Source organism: Gluconacetobacter entanii (genome assembly GCF_013155425.1).
Lineage (GTDB): Bacteria > Pseudomonadota > Alphaproteobacteria > Acetobacterales > Acetobacteraceae > Novacetimonas > Novacetimonas entanii.
Window position 1 is genome coordinate 233,379 of sequence record NZ_JABJWD010000003.1, and the last position, 14,019, is coordinate 247,397.

At 58.3% G+C, this 14,019-nt stretch carries 11 protein-coding genes; 10 read left to right on the plus strand and 1 reads right to left on the minus strand.

Going from position 1 to position 14,019, the window contains the following annotated elements:
• Nucleotides 1-212: 212 nt before the first annotated feature.
• From HNH97_RS01050 to HNH97_RS01060, 3 genes are read left to right on the plus strand one after another with little or no spacing between them, the layout of a single operon-like run.
• Nucleotides 213-2,870, plus strand: a complete 2,658-nt coding sequence (locus HNH97_RS01050) for a TonB-dependent receptor (protein ID WP_244949176.1) — start codon at nt 213-215, stop codon at nt 2,868-2,870.
• Between the two features lie 52 nt (nt 2,871-2,922).
• Nucleotides 2,923-4,146 carry a sulfite dehydrogenase gene (gene soxC / locus HNH97_RS01055; protein WP_171789539.1) on the plus strand — a complete coding sequence of 408 codons (1,224 nt, stop codon included), beginning with the start codon at nt 2,923-2,925 and terminating at the stop codon, nt 4,144-4,146.
• Nucleotides 4,133-4,720, plus strand: coding sequence for a c-type cytochrome (locus HNH97_RS01060; protein ID WP_171789540.1), 588 nt, complete (start codon nt 4,133-4,135; stop codon nt 4,718-4,720). Before soxC ends, HNH97_RS01060 begins: the two co-directional genes overlap by 14 nt.
• A 216-nt stretch (nt 4,721-4,936) precedes the next feature.
• On the opposite strand, the gene HNH97_RS01065 is transcribed toward HNH97_RS01060, so the two are convergent.
• A complete protein-coding gene (locus HNH97_RS01065; protein WP_171789541.1) occupies nt 4,937-5,227 on the minus strand; it encodes a hypothetical protein in 291 nt (96 codons plus the stop codon).
• Nucleotides 5,228-5,712: 485 nt separating this feature from the next.
• On the opposite strand from HNH97_RS01065, the gene HNH97_RS01070 reads away from it, so the two are divergent.
• Genes HNH97_RS01070 through nuoH form a run of 7 tightly spaced genes read left to right on the plus strand, consistent with a single transcriptional unit; the run spans nt 5,713 to nt 14,005 of the window.
• Nucleotides 5,713-6,135 carry an NADH-quinone oxidoreductase subunit A gene (locus tag HNH97_RS01070; protein WP_171789631.1) on the plus strand — a complete coding sequence of 141 codons (423 nt, stop codon included), beginning with the start codon at nt 5,713-5,715 and terminating at the stop codon, nt 6,133-6,135.
• Entirely contained in the window at nt 6,135-6,773 is a 639-nt protein-coding gene (locus HNH97_RS01075; protein ID WP_171789632.1) for an NADH-quinone oxidoreductase subunit B, read from the plus strand. The genes HNH97_RS01070 and HNH97_RS01075 overlap by 1 nt, the downstream gene beginning before the upstream one ends.
• A 4-nt stretch (nt 6,774-6,777) precedes the next feature.
• A complete protein-coding gene (nuoC, locus tag HNH97_RS01080) occupies nt 6,778-8,544 on the plus strand; it encodes an NADH-quinone oxidoreductase subunit C/D (protein WP_171789542.1) in 1,767 nt (588 codons plus the stop codon).
• Entirely contained in the window at nt 8,531-9,022 is a 492-nt protein-coding gene (gene nuoE / locus HNH97_RS01085; protein WP_171789543.1) for an NADH-quinone oxidoreductase subunit NuoE, read from the plus strand. Before nuoC ends, nuoE begins: the two co-directional genes overlap by 14 nt.
• Entirely contained in the window at nt 9,019-10,317 is a 1,299-nt protein-coding gene (gene nuoF, locus HNH97_RS01090) for an NADH-quinone oxidoreductase subunit NuoF (RefSeq protein ID WP_171789544.1), read from the plus strand. Before nuoE ends, nuoF begins: the two co-directional genes overlap by 4 nt.
• A 2-nt stretch (nt 10,318-10,319) precedes the next feature.
• Entirely contained in the window at nt 10,320-13,055 is a 2,736-nt protein-coding gene (nuoG, locus tag HNH97_RS01095) for an NADH-quinone oxidoreductase subunit NuoG (RefSeq protein WP_171789633.1), read from the plus strand.
• Nucleotides 13,052-14,005 carry an NADH-quinone oxidoreductase subunit NuoH gene (gene nuoH / locus HNH97_RS01100; RefSeq protein WP_171789545.1) on the plus strand — a complete coding sequence of 318 codons (954 nt, stop codon included), beginning with the start codon at nt 13,052-13,054 and terminating at the stop codon, nt 14,003-14,005. Before nuoG ends, nuoH begins: the two co-directional genes overlap by 4 nt.
• Nucleotides 14,006-14,019: the final 14 nt, after the last annotated feature.

The window sequence follows — 14,019 nt, forward strand, 5'->3', positions numbered from 1 at the left end:
AGTGCCGGTTTTCCAACGCTCCATATAACTATTAAATATAGTTATATTATTGTTTAACTTTCTTCTTGTTGTTTTCTATATTCAACATATAATTCGTTTTTAAGTTTATTGCACTTTTTCGTTCGTCATTAATTGTTGCTGATTTCGCCTTCGTTCGCCAGTGAATATGCGTCGGAGGCAGGTCGTGCGCCACATGCAGGAGCAGTTTGGGCATGTTGATCAGACTTGACTGGAATTTGCACCTGCCTGCACTCAGGCAGTCATTACCCATGGCATTGATAACCCTGCCATTAGGGTTCAGCTTTGGTTATTCAGGCAAAGCCTATGGCAAGGAAATGCAGATGTCCCCTGACACGCATGAAACGACGCCAGAAAGCCACCACGACCATTCCCATATGGCAGGAAAAAAGACTGCGGCAGGTCATCATGCTCACGGGGATAACAAGAAAGATTCGAAACAGGAAAATTCAAGCAGCGCACCGGAGGATATTGTCGTCACCGCATCCATGAGTGCGGGAGACCGGAAAATGCACGACGTCATGATGAAGACATCACGCTTTGGTGACGTTGTAACCGGCAAAGAGGCGCAAACAGAGCAATTTACGACTTTGAATGATTATTCTTACAAAGTTCCTGGATTTCGCCCCAACACGACAACACCACATTATTCACGCATGTCAATTCGTGGCCTTGGACAGCCCATGTCTGGATCGGCAGGCATCGGGTATCAGTCGGAAACGGCCTTCGTCGTCGATAATGTTGCCTGGTTGCAGCCTGATTATCAGGCTGGCGACTGGAGCAACATCAGTTCCTTTGAAATTGGCTATGGCCCCGGGGGCACCGCAGGCGGCCATAACTCCGACGTCGGCATAATTTCCATCATGACGGCATTGCCCTCTTTCAAGCGTAGCACCCAATATGAACAGACCGTTGGCAATTATGGCCATACCAATGAGAAGCTTGACAGTACCGGATCTATTGCAGGCGGGCATCTGGCGTATCGTATTACGGGATATTACGATAATGCCGATGGCTGGGTTCATGACATACTAAATGGAAAGCGTTATCAAAACATCAATCGTGGCGGCGTGCGTGCGCAGTTGCTTGGGGTTGGTGAAAATTACACTGATCGATTTATATTTTCCTACAATGGGTCAAGTGAATATACCCAGTATGGTGAATCCGCCGGAACCGGCGGCGCAACTGCCCCGATTGGGGACTCCGTACTGGTTTACGGAAACGGACAATATGCGGGCAGTTATGCTGCAACCTTATTATCCCGCCTTCATACATCCGTGCTGACATATAACCCGTATCGTCCCGCCCTTGCGGATCCGGGCAAGGAACAGAGCAACGTATATACAGCGTCAAACGAACTCAATTATCATATCGGACGAAATACACTCACATCAATCAGTGCTGTCGGCCTTTTTTCCGGTGTGAACAGTGGCACGACAGATAACCAGAACGTCTGGATCGGCACCGGCGGGGAAATGGACGATTATGGTGTCCAGGGATCAGAGGAACTCAAATTTTCTTCGCCCCAGAACGATAGGATCGCATGGACTGTCGGACTGTATGGAGTAGACAATTCAGCGTGGAACCGTATGCATCATATTTCATTCGGACGCGATGCCGCGGCATGGTATTCGCAACCTGCTGCCGTCACCGGGCTGACACAATGGGAAAAGAACTACAACACAAATATTCAGGCTGCCGCCTTTGCCCAGACCGTTATCCATTTTAACAAGCAATTTTCACTGACCCTTGGTGTACGTGACAGTTATGACATTCAGAAATTCAATAACAAGTTTGAAGTCGGCTACGTACGCGGCACTTCCTATTCCTACGAACAGCAGCTTCAGGCCCTTCTGGCGGCAGGCGGCGGGGGCGATGCCCGTACCGGGGTGCAACGTAACGACCATGATGGTGTTACAGCAATCATAAACCCAAAGTACCAGATCAACGAAAATACCATGGTCTATCTGCTTGTCGGTCACGGTGACAAGACCGTTTCCGCCAATGGCAATGCAAATCCCATTAACGTCTACAACTCCACAACGAAACAATATTCATTTTACGCATGGTCTCCTTTCTTCTCCAAACCGACCACATCATGGGATTACGAGGGCGGCGTGAAGACCATGTCCTTCAACGGGCAACTTGTCTCGAACGCAAATTTCTACTGGAACGATCTGTATAATTATCAGACAAACCAGGTTTATAATTATCACCTGTCCAACGGAGATCTTGCCAACGTAAGTTACATGGGGAACGCCCCGCATGCCCGGCTTTATGGTGTCGAACTTTCCGAAAGCTTCAGTCCAGACTTCATTCCTGGCCTCAACATTCATGCCAGTGGTGCCTGGCAACAGGTCAAGTATGTCAAATATAATGCTGCCCCGCCGCCGACCAGCGATGCCTATTCAGGCGGGCCATCGACTGTTGATGAATCGGGCCGAAGCCTTCCCGGCATCCCGAGTTTTACCTTCAATGTCGGAGCAAATTACGAACATCCTGTCGGTCCCATCTTCAGCGGCCTGATCAAATCCCAGCAGAACCGTGCGGCCTGGTTGCAGCGGTCATTTACGGCCTTCGGCTATGTGAATGAGGCATGGTGGAGCAGAAGTCGTTTGACAGATCCGCTTGCGGCCCGGCAGTTTTTTCAACGCTCTTATTCCATCCTGAACGCAGGTATCGGTCTACGTACGGCAGACCAGCATTTCAGTGTAACATTATGGGCGAAAAACCTGCTCGATGCGCGTCCATGGACAGGATACAGCCCAGGAAGTTCCAGTGCGCCGGAATCAGTGGACCTGACACAACAGGGGCCGCGTTACTTCGGGGCTACGGTACATATGGGTTTCTAACTTCTCGTATTATCCAGATTTTTGCAATGAACTGCGGAAACAAGGCACAAAAATGACGCTCAATCGCAGGAAAATGCTGACAGGAACAGCCCTGTTGGCGACACTGTCACAAAAAAGCAAAAAATCCGAAGCAGCTGAACTGGACATCCCATCATGGACAAGGGAACCCGGCGCACCCATCCTGAAAAAAGCATATGGTGCTCCATCATCTTTTGAAAAAGATGTTGTCAGACGAACATGGACAAAAATGCGTGGCGGTCAGGGCTCAACCCTGACGCCCCTGGCATCTCTACGTGGTATCATAACACCCGGCGGCCTTCATTTTGAGCGTCATCATGCCGGTGTTCCTGACATTGACCCTGCACAACATTCTCTTGTTGTTCATGGCCTTGTAAGCCAGCCAATGCGATTTTCACTGGATGATCTGCATCGACTCCCATCGGTTTCACGTATCTGTTTCATTGAATGTTCCGGGAATACAGGAACCGAATGGACAAAGGCAACAAGGGCAGACGTGCAAAGCACGCATGGATTGTTATCGTGCTCTGAATGGACTGGTGTTCCTTTGTCTTACATTCTTGGTGAAACGGGCATGGAGGCCGACGCACGCTGGGTTCTGGCAGAAGGCGCAGACGGAGCAGCAATGTCGCGAAGCATTCCGCTCAAGAAAGCGCTAGATGATGTCATTGTCGCATACGCGCAAAATGGCGAAGCTCTTCGGCCAGAGCAGGGATATCCATTGCGGCTGATCTGTCCCGGCTATGAAGGGAACATGAATATAAAATGGCTCAGGCGTCTGAAACTGGGCCAGTATCCGTTCTATACACGCGAAGAAACGTCCAAATATACCGACCTGATGCCCGATGGGAAAGCACGTCAATTCAGTTTCACGATGGGTGTCAAATCCGTCATTGTTCGTCCCTCCGGGGGAATGAAACTGACCTCTCCCGGATTGCAGGAAATTAATGGCCTCGCGTGGAGTGGACACGGAAAGATCACCAAAGTGTATGTATCGACGGATGGAGGCAAAACGTGGATCGCGGCCCGTCTTGACGGATTGATACTGGATAAATGCCTGACACGTTTTACGCTTCCCTGGGTCTGGAACGGGCAGAAAGCCATTCTGCAGAGCAAAGCTTATGATGAGGCAGGAAATTTTCAGGAAACCCGGCAGATTCTTCATGCACGTTACGGCGACAATCTTTACTACCACAATAATGGCATCCAGTCGTGGCTTGTTTCCGAAACGGGTGATATCACAAATGTTTTTATATAATATTATTACATTTTTACTTTTTATTTTATTCCTCACCAGACCCTGCCTGGCGTCTCCATGCCCGGGAGAACCAATATCGGAAGATAGCATTTCACCATGGAATATAGATATTTCACGAAACGGTCCCCTTCCCCAAGGAAATGGAACCCCGTTGATAGGAAAAAATATTTATCTTGAAAAATGCGCGGCCTGTCACGGGGCGTCCGGAGATGGATTTATGGACATATATCCTGCTCTACGTGGTGGGATAGGAAGTCTTGCCACGAAGACACCTCTACGGACAGTTGGAAGTTTCTGGCCCTCCCCTGAGAGTGTTCTTGATTACGTCAGACGTGCCATGCCTCTAAATGCTCCACAATCCCTGAATGCAGATGATTTGTATTCTGTCGTTTCATACCTTCTTTACATAAACAATATCATTCCACAGGATTTTCCCCTCAATGAAAAAACAATATCTTCCGTCAAGATGCCAAACAGGAATGGCTTTATAGATACAGGAGAAGAAAACGGAAAAATAACCTTTCCATACAAGGAAGTTCAGGACAGATTGGGGAATTGCTTTCGCAAAAAATAGTCAAAGAGGCAACTGGCGGAAACAATACCATGACAGCTTTAGCCGCAGAACCTTCATCTGTCCGGGACTGGTATCAATTATCCTCCAATCCTTCAGAATCATATCCATATCGTAAAGCAGTCTGATCCTATTGAGGACAAAGCAGGCAAGGTATTTGCGCAGACGGCCCGCGTCGTTCTAGCTGGCCTTTGTCTGGCGTGATATGGCAAACAGCCGTCATCCTGCCGCAGAAAGCGATGCGGCCGCGCGGCATGCCTGCAGTACGGTCGCCAGTTGTGCACGATCAAACTCATCCACGTCCTCAGGGTCAGGCCGCAGCCAAGCCAGCAATGCAAGATCGCCATCGCGCCGGAGCGCCGCCCAGTGGCCGGCCAGGGTAATGCGCCCGCATTCGGCAAGGGTGCACAACCTGCGGACCAAGGCCGAAAGATCACGGTAATTGCCTGTCCATGGCACACCACCACGGGACGACCGAATGGCGGAATTGAACTGGGTTCTTTCATCCATGCAGCATGTCTGTACCGATCTGTATCAAACAGGGATACAGAACATATCAGACAAAAACCCTGCCACGACAGCACAGATCTAAACCATCATCCTTGATATTGTTAAATTACCCACGCCCCGATGCATCCGCAGGACAGCAGCGAAACCATAAGAGGCAGGATTTACAATCATCCCGTTTCTGTCGGATATTTTCAGTTCTCATTCATCCGGCACAAAAACACGGCCCTTCCGGACAGGACGGCATCTCGTAACAGATCCCCTCCCAACTAAAAAACTTGCATGATCAGGTCGCAACTTCCCCTTTACAGGCGCGTATAAGCGACTGGTAGCGTATTCCGGCCTCCCATGCATCCGGCCGGAATATGCAGGGGAAGACCACACGCCCCCTCATGACGCATCTGGCCGGTTATCGCCTGTCAATACGCACGGCATTACACAGATTACCTCCGTTCAAAATAAAACGAAAAGAAACGGAATCGCCAGCCATGGAAAAAATTTCCAACCTATGGTCAATATCCTTATATGCTGTGGTCATAGGAATGTTGCTGGCCAGCATGCTGGGACTGTCCTTCATCACCGGCACCCGGCGACGCGGCACAAGCATGGGCCGTTCCATGTCCCTGCCCTTTGAATCCGGGATCATACCCACGGGATCGGCGCATCTGCGGCTACCGATACAGTATTACCTGGTGGCCATGTTCTTTGTCATCTTTGATGTCGAAACGGCTATTCTGCTGACATGGGCAACCGTTGTAACCGAAACGGGATGGATCGGTTATGCCGCGGCCATCGTCTTTACTTTGTTTCTGGGGGTCTCCCTTGCCTATCTGTGGCGTGCCGGGGCACTGGACTGGGGACCACGGGACCGCCTGCGTCAGGCAACGGTCACGCAGGAGGATCATGCATGATGCGCTGGTCCCTTTCCTCCCCCCGTAATGCTGCCGACCGTGCACGGCCTGCGCCCAGCTTCAGTGAAACTGTCCGCCGCAACCTTGTCATGGGCCGGTTGCAGGATTTCGTGGCATGGGGGCAGAAAAACTCCATCTGGCCGCTGAATTTCGGCCTGTCATGCTGTTACGTGGAAATGGCGACAGCGTTCACCAGCAGGTTCGACATTGCCCGCTTTGGCTCCGAAGTCCTGCGCGCTACGCCGCGTGAGGCCGACCTGATCGTCATTTCCGGCACCGTGTTCGTCAAGATGGCCCCGGTCATCCAGCATCTGTACAACCAGATGCTGGAACCCCGCTGGGTAATCTCCATGGGGTCGTGCGCCAATTCCGGTGGCATGTATGACATCTACAGCGTCGTGCAGGGCGTGGACAGCTTCCTGCCGGTGGATGTGTACGTGCCCGGCTGCCCGCCCCGTCCCGAGGCACTGCTGGAGGGGCTTCTGCTGTTGCAGAAATCCATCGGCGCACGCCGCAGGCCGCTAAGCTGGCTGGTGGGACCGCAGGGTGCGCAGGCCGTCACACCGCCCAGCCTGCGTGATGAAAAGCGCACCGGGCGGCAGGGCATGCGCGACCTGCGCGCGCCCGACGGGATCTGACGCCATGACCACACTCCTTTCTCCCGCGCGCGAACAGGGGCTTGTGGCACAAATTCAGGGCTGTCTGCCCAACGGGTTACTGGCCACACAGCCTGCATGCGATGGGGTCTGCACCCTGTGGATCACGGCCGCCGACCTGCGCCCCGTCCTGACCGCGCTGAAGAGCCCGTCTGCCGCATCCCTCATGCTGCTGGACCTGACCGCCATAGATGAACGCGATCGCACCCGCCGCGACGGACAGCCCCCGTCCGCGTTCACACTCGTCTATCACCTGATCTCGCTGACCACCCGCGCGGATGAGGTACGCATCAAGGTTCCCCTTGGCGCAACCGCCCCCGCCCTTCCCAGCATCTGTGACCTGTGGCCCAACGCCAACTGGTATGAACGCGAGGTGTGGGACCTGTTTGGCATTCATTTCCACAATCATCCCGACCTGCGCCGCATCCTGACCCCGCCCACCTGGACCGGACACCCGCTGCGCAGGGACCATCATGCCCGCGCCACCGAAATGCCGCCCTACAGCCTGACGGAGGAAGACGAAGCACGGGAACAGGACGCCCTGCACTTTGACCCGTCCGCATGGGGCATGCGGCGGCACAGCGACCACAGCGACTTCATGTTCCTCAACCTCGGCCCCAACCATCCCAGCGTGCATGGGGTGTTCCGCATCGTGCTGCAACTCGAAGGGGAGCGGATTGTCGATGCCATGCCCGATATCGGCTTTCACCACCGTGGCGCGGAAAAGATGGGTGAACGCCAGTCCTGGCACAGCTACATCCCCTATACCGACCGTGTGGACTACCTCGGCGGGGTGATGAACAATTTTCCCTACGTGATGGCGGTCGAGACACTGGCCGGGATTACCGTGCCGCCACGTGCGCAGATGATCCGCGTCATGCTGGCGGAACTTTTCCGCATCGCCAGCCACCTCGTCTTCTATGGCACCATGGCGCAGGATGTGGGGCAGCTTTCACCGGTGTTTTACATGTTTACCGACCGCGAACGCGTGTTCGGCATCATCGAGGCGATATGCGGCTTTCGCATGCACCCGGCATGGTTCCGCATCGGCGGCGTGGCCATGGACCTGCCCGACGGGTGGGATGGACTGGTCCGCGCCTTTCTGCACGACCTGCCCAAACGGCTGGATGAATATGATGCGATGGTCATGCGCAACCCCATCTTTCGCGCACGGACGAAGGGGGTCGGTGCCTATACCACGGCGGAGGCCGTTGAATGGGGTATCACCGGGCCGGGACTGCGCGCCACTGGCCTGGCGTGGGATTACCGCAGGCATGCGCCCTATGCCTGTTACGACCAGCTTGAATTCGACATTCCCACCGGCACCCATGGCGACTGCCATGACCGGATTGCAGTGCATGTGGAGGAAATACGCCAGAGCCTGCGCATCATCCGCCAGTGTGTGGACAACATGCCCGCAGGCCCGGTCAAGGCCGATCACCCGCTGACCACCCCGCCGCCGAAGGCGCGGACGATGCATGACATCGAAACCCTGATCCACCACTTCCTTAGCGTAAGCTGGGGGCCGGTCATTCCACCGGGGGAAGCACGCGCCAGCATCGAAGCCACGAAAGGCGTGAACACCTATACGCTCATCAGCGATGGCGGGACCACGTCCTACCGCACCCGCATCCGCACGCCGTCCTTTGCCCACCTGCAGATGATCCCGCTGCTCAGTCGCGGGATCATGATCGCGGACCTGATCGCGATTCTGGGCAGCATTGATTTCGTCATGGCCGATGTCGACCGCTGAAACGCCCCTGCCCGCGCCCCTGCGGGCAGAAATCCTTGCCCTCGCGGCGCAGGAACTGCACCCGCGTGGCGCAAGTGTCGCGGCGCTGCGTCTGGTGCAGGCCCGCTTTGGCTGGATCAGCACCGCGCACCTGTGTGAGGTGGCCGGCCTGCTGGGCATGTCGGCCGATGACCTGGATGGGATCGCCACCTATTTCAACCTGCTGTTCCGCCGGCCGGTCGGGCGGCATGTCATCATGCTGTGTGACAGCGTTTCATGCTGGATCATGGGGCGCGAACCCCTGTGCGCCCATCTGTGCCGGACACTGGGCATCCGACCCGGTGAGACCACGGCGGACAATGCCATCACGCTGCTGCCCACGGTCTGTATCGGGCACTGTGACCATGCCCCGGCCATGCTGGTGGACAACGCCCTGCACGGGGATGTGACGAGCGCAACGCTCGACCAACTGATCGACACGCTGAGGCACGCGCCATGACGTCCGCTCCCGAACGGCCCCTGACCGCAATGATCGACCCGGCCGCAGGTCCACCGGACTGTGCGGCATATGAACGTAATGGTGGCTGGCAGGCCACGCGCAGGGCACTGGGCCGCCTGACCCCGGCCGAGGTCATCGACATGGTGACACGCTCCAAACTGCGTGGACGCGGGGGCGCAGGCTTCGGGACCGGGCAGAAATGGGGCTTCGTGCCAAAGGAACCCGCGACAGAGCGCCGCAAATACCTGATCGCCAATGCCGATGAGATGGAACCGGGCACCTTCAAGGACCGCTGGCTGCTGGAGGGCAATCCCCTGCAACTGATCGAGGGCATGATCCTTGCGGGTTATGCCGTGCAGGCAGGGCATGGAATCATCTTCCTGCGCGGGGAATACAGCCTCGCCTGCGAGCGCCTGCACCGCGCGATCGGGGAGGCCCGGCAACAGGGATGGCTGGGCGGGAATATCCTTGGTTCCGGCTTCGGTTTTGACATCCATGTTCATTCCAGCGCCGGACGCTACATCTGTGGGGAGGAAACCGCACTCCTGACCGCGCTGGAAGGCCGCCGCGCCACCCCGCGCAGCAAGCCGCCCTTTCCCCAGACCGGCGGCCTGTGGGGCGCGCCAAGTGTCGTGAACAATGTCGAGACATTGTGCAACCTGCCGCACATCATCGCCAACGGGCCAGAATGGTTCGCGGGCCTCGGACTGGGGGAGGATGGGGGCACCAAGATCTATGGCGTCAGCGGCCGGGTGGCAAAGCCGGGCGCATGGGAACTGCCCATCGGTACGCCGCTGCGCCAGATCATCGAGGAGCACGCGGGCGGCATGCGTCCCGGCTACCGCCTGCGCGCCCTGCTGCCCGGCGGGGCGTCCACCGCCTTTCTTGATGCTGCGGCGCTTGATGTCGCCATGGATTACGGATCGGTGGAAAAGGCGGGCAGCAGGCTTGGCACCGGCATGGCCATCATTCTGGATGACCGGACCTGCCCCATCGGCATGATCCGCAACCTCGAACATTTCTTTGCACAGGAATCCTGCGGGTGGTGCACGCCATGCCGCGATGGGCTGCCATGGGTGGAACGCCTGCTGGACGCAATCGAGGACGGGACGGGGCAGGAGGAGGACATGGACCAACTGGACCGCCACGCCCTCATGCTGGGTGCCCCGGGCCGGACCTTCTGCGCCCATGCGCCGGGGGCGATGGCGCCGCTTTCCAGTGGGCTGAAACTGTTCGCCGCCGATTTTGCCGCCCACATCCGCCAGCACCGCTGCCCGCAGCAATCGGGGGCATGACCATGACCACCATCCGCATTGATGGCCGGGACTGCCCGACCCGTACCGGCATCAACCTGCTGCAGGCCTGTCTGGAGGCCGGGGCCAACCTGCCCTATTTCTGCTGGCATCCCGAACTCGGCTCCGTGGGGGCGTGCCGCCAGTGCGCCATCAGGCAGTTCAGCGGGCCGGAGGACACAAAGGGCCGTATCGTGATGGCCTGCATGACACCCGTCAGCGACAAGACCATCCTCTCCATCGATGACCCGGAAGCGCGTGACTTCCGCGCCAGCATCATCGAATGGATGATGGTCAACCATCCCCATGACTGCCCCGTGTGCGAGGAAGGCGGCGAATGCCACCTGCAGGACATGACGGTCATGACCGGGCACAATACCCGCCGCTACCGCTTTACCAAACGGACCCATCGCAATCAGGATCTCGGGCCGTTTGTAAAACATGAAATGAACCGCTGCATCGCCTGCTACCGCTGCGTGCGCTTCTATCGTGACTATGCGGGCGGGGACGATCTGGCGGCCTTTGCCGCGCATGACAATGTATATTTTGGCCGTGCCGAAGATGGCACGCTGCAAAATGCCTTCAGCGGCAACCTGGTGGAAATCTGCCCGACCGGGGTCTTTACCGACAAACCCTTTTCCGCCACCTACACCCGTAAATGGGACCTGCGTGGCGCGCCGTCGATCTGTGTCCATTGCGCGGTGGGCTGCAACACCATTGTCAACGCGCGCGAGGAAACCCTCCGCCGTGTGCTCAACCGCTATAATGCGGACGTCAACCGCTACATGCTGTGTGACCGGGGGCGGTTCGGGCATGGTTTTGTCAACGCGCCGACACGCATCCGCACGCCCCTGCGCACCGTTGACGGGCAGCAGGTGCCCGTTTCCATGACAGACGCCCTGACGGCCTTTGCCCGCATGGCGGCGGATGGCCGGATCGTGGGCATCGCCTCCCCCCGCGCGGCGCTGGAGACCTGTTTCAGCCTGCATGCGCTGGTGGGGCCACGCCATTTTTCCACCGGCCAGACGCAACAGGAACAGGATTGCGCGACACTGGCCCATGCCCTGCTCACCCGGCATCCCGGCGTGCTTCCCACGCTGCATGAAATGGAAAGTGCCGATGCCGTGCTGGTTCTGGGCGAGGACGTGTGCGCCACCGCCCCCCGGCTTGGCCTTGCGCTGCGGCAGTCGGTGCGGCAGGCCTCCTTCCATACGGCGGACGCTGCCAGGGTGCCCCGCTGGATGGATGCGGCGGTGCGCACGCTGGCCGCGCAATGCCCGTCCGCCCTGTATGTGCTGACGCCAGCGCCAACCGATCTGGACGGCGTGGCGGCGGAGACCCTGCGTGCCGCCCCGGATGACATCGCCCGGCTGGGTTTTGCCATCGCCCACGAAATTGACCCTGCCGCCCCGCCCGTAACAGATCTGGCACCACAGGATGCGCTGCTTGCCGCACGTATCGCGCATGCGCTTGTGACAGCCGGAAAGCCGCTGGTCGTATCGGGCATGCAGTACGGCTCCCCCGCATTGATGCAGGCCGCCGCCAGTATTGCCGCGGCCCTTGCACGCGCCACGCGCGACGCGGGCCTGTCGCTGGTGCTGCCGGACTGCAACAGCATGGGGCTGGCCATGATGGGGGGGCTGTCGCTGGAAGCGGTGATGGAACGGGCACGCACGGGCGGGATTTCCACCCTGGTCATCGCGGAAAATGACCTGACCCGCCAGCTCTCCCCGGCGGACGTGGCCGAACTGGTGGCGGCGGTTCCCGATATTGTCGTGATCGACCATACGGCAACGCCGCTATGCCGGCAGGCCAGCCTTGTCCTGCCTGCCAGTACATTCAGTGAATGCAGCGGCACGCTGGTCAGTCAGGAAGGCCGGGCGCAACGTTTTTTCCAGGTGGTCTTTCCCCCCGCCCCCATACAGTCCGGCTGGCGCTGGATACAGGCACTGGCCCACGGGCTTGACCCGTCCATGCCGCACATGACGGACCTGGCCTACTGGCGGGATCTGGATGATGTCCTTGCCGCACTTGCACGGGCATTTCCCCACCTTGCCCTCGTGGCACGGGCGGCCCCGGGGGCGGATTACCGCATGGGGGGACAGAAACTGCGCAGCCAGACCTACCGCGCCAGCGGACGGACCGTCATCCGTTCCTTCATCAGCGTGCGCGACCAGCCACCGCCCAGCAGCCCGGACACCCCGTTCAGCAGTTCCATGGAAGGGGCCTATGGGCCGGACATGCCCGCCGCACTGGTTTCAGGCTATCAGGTGTCGCCATGGAACTCGGTTCAGGCGCTCAACCGTTTTCAGCACGAAATTGGTGGCGCGCTGCGTGGGGGGGAGGCCGGGATCCGGCTGCTTCCCCGCGCCGGAGGTGGTGATACAAGCCCGCCTCCCTACGCTTACGCCACGGACATTCCCCTCCCCTATGCCGCGCAGGCGGATGCCGTTCTGGTCCTGCCCGATACACGCCTGTTCGGCAGTGAGGAACTGAGCATGCTCTCGCCCCCCGTCATGGCGCGCGCAGCCGCACCAGCGCTGGGGCTGCCCGCCGGCAGGGTGACATCGGCCCGCATGAGGCTGCATCTGGATGACGGGCCGCATGTTATGCCCGTGGAACCCGTACCCGGCCTGCCTGCGGGCATTGCCCTGTGCCCGGCGCACATGGTCGCGCGCGCGTTCCGTTTTCCCCGCATGGCCCTGCTGGAGGGCATACCGGATGAAGGGGAACGGCCATGACATATCCGGCACTTCTTGCCATCATCCTGACACCCCTTGTCATCCTTGGCCTTGCCACCATGCTGACATGGGTCGAACGGCGGCTGCTGGGATTATGGCAGGACCGGCATGGCCCCAATCGGGTTGGGCCGGGCGGCATGTTCCAGGCCGTGGCGGACGGGACCAAGATCCTGTTCAAGCAGGACTGGATCCCCCCATTTGCCGACCGGGGCATATTCATCCTTGCGCCTGCCATCGGGATGATGACGGTGCTGCTGTCCTTTGCCGTCATCCCCGTCACGATGGGCATGGGCATTGCGGGGGACATGAATGTCGGGCTGCTGTTCGTCCTCGGCATGATGGGGCTTGGGGTCTATGCGGTGGTGCTGGCCGGATGGTCATCCAACAGCAAATACGCGCTGCTGGGTGGCATGCGGGCAGCGGCGCAGATGATCAGCTACGAAGTCTTCATGGGGCTTTCCCTGCTGGGCGTGGTCATGATGGCCGGGTCGTTCAGCCTGCATGATATCGTGGCGGCGCAGGCGGGGGTATGGTTCATCATCCCGCAATGCCTCGGCTTTGGCGTGTTCATGCTGGCTGGCATTGCGGAGACACACCGCCTGCCCTTCGACCTGCCGGAGGGGGAGAACGAACTGGGGGCCGGGTTCCATACCGAATATTCGGGCATGAAGTTCGGCATGTTCTTCATTGCCGAATATGCCGGGATCGTTCTGGTCTCAAGCCTTGTCACCACGCTCTACCTTGGTGGCTGGCGCGGGCCGCTGCTGCCGCCGGCTGTATGGTTCGTCCTCAAGACGGGAAGCATGGTTGTATTTTTCATCCTGCTGCGCGCAGGCCTGCCCCGCCCGCGTTATGACCAGTTGATGGCGCTGGGCTGGAAAATCCTGCTGCCGCTTTCGCTGTTCAATGTCATGGCGACCGGAACCATCCTCATGCTGCGCGCGTCTTGATGACACGCCTGATG

Excerpts from the sequence above, each read along its gene's own strand:
- HNH97_RS01050 (WP_244949176.1), top strand. The coding sequence starts at position 213 with ATGTTGATCAGACTTGACTGGAATTTGCACCTGCCTGCACTCAGGCAG.
- soxC (WP_171789539.1), top strand. The coding sequence starts at position 2,923 with ATGACGCTCAATCGCAGGAAAATGCTGACAGGAACAGCCCTGTTGGCG.
- HNH97_RS01060 (WP_171789540.1), top strand. The coding sequence starts at position 4,133 with ATGTTTTTATATAATATTATTACATTTTTACTTTTTATTTTATTCCTC.
- HNH97_RS01065 (WP_171789541.1), bottom strand. The coding sequence starts at position 5,227 with ATGGATGAAAGAACCCAGTTCAATTCCGCCATTCGGTCGTCCCGTGGT.
- HNH97_RS01070 (WP_171789631.1), top strand. The coding sequence starts at position 5,713 with ATGGAAAAAATTTCCAACCTATGGTCAATATCCTTATATGCTGTGGTC.
- HNH97_RS01075 (WP_171789632.1), top strand. The coding sequence starts at position 6,135 with ATGCGCTGGTCCCTTTCCTCCCCCCGTAATGCTGCCGACCGTGCACGG.
- nuoC (WP_171789542.1), top strand. The coding sequence starts at position 6,778 with ATGACCACACTCCTTTCTCCCGCGCGCGAACAGGGGCTTGTGGCACAA.
- nuoE (WP_171789543.1), top strand. The coding sequence starts at position 8,531 with ATGTCGACCGCTGAAACGCCCCTGCCCGCGCCCCTGCGGGCAGAAATC.
- nuoF (WP_171789544.1), top strand. The coding sequence starts at position 9,019 with ATGACGTCCGCTCCCGAACGGCCCCTGACCGCAATGATCGACCCGGCC.
- nuoG (WP_171789633.1), top strand. The coding sequence starts at position 10,320 with ATGACCACCATCCGCATTGATGGCCGGGACTGCCCGACCCGTACCGGC.
- nuoH (WP_171789545.1), top strand. The coding sequence starts at position 13,052 with ATGACATATCCGGCACTTCTTGCCATCATCCTGACACCCCTTGTCATC.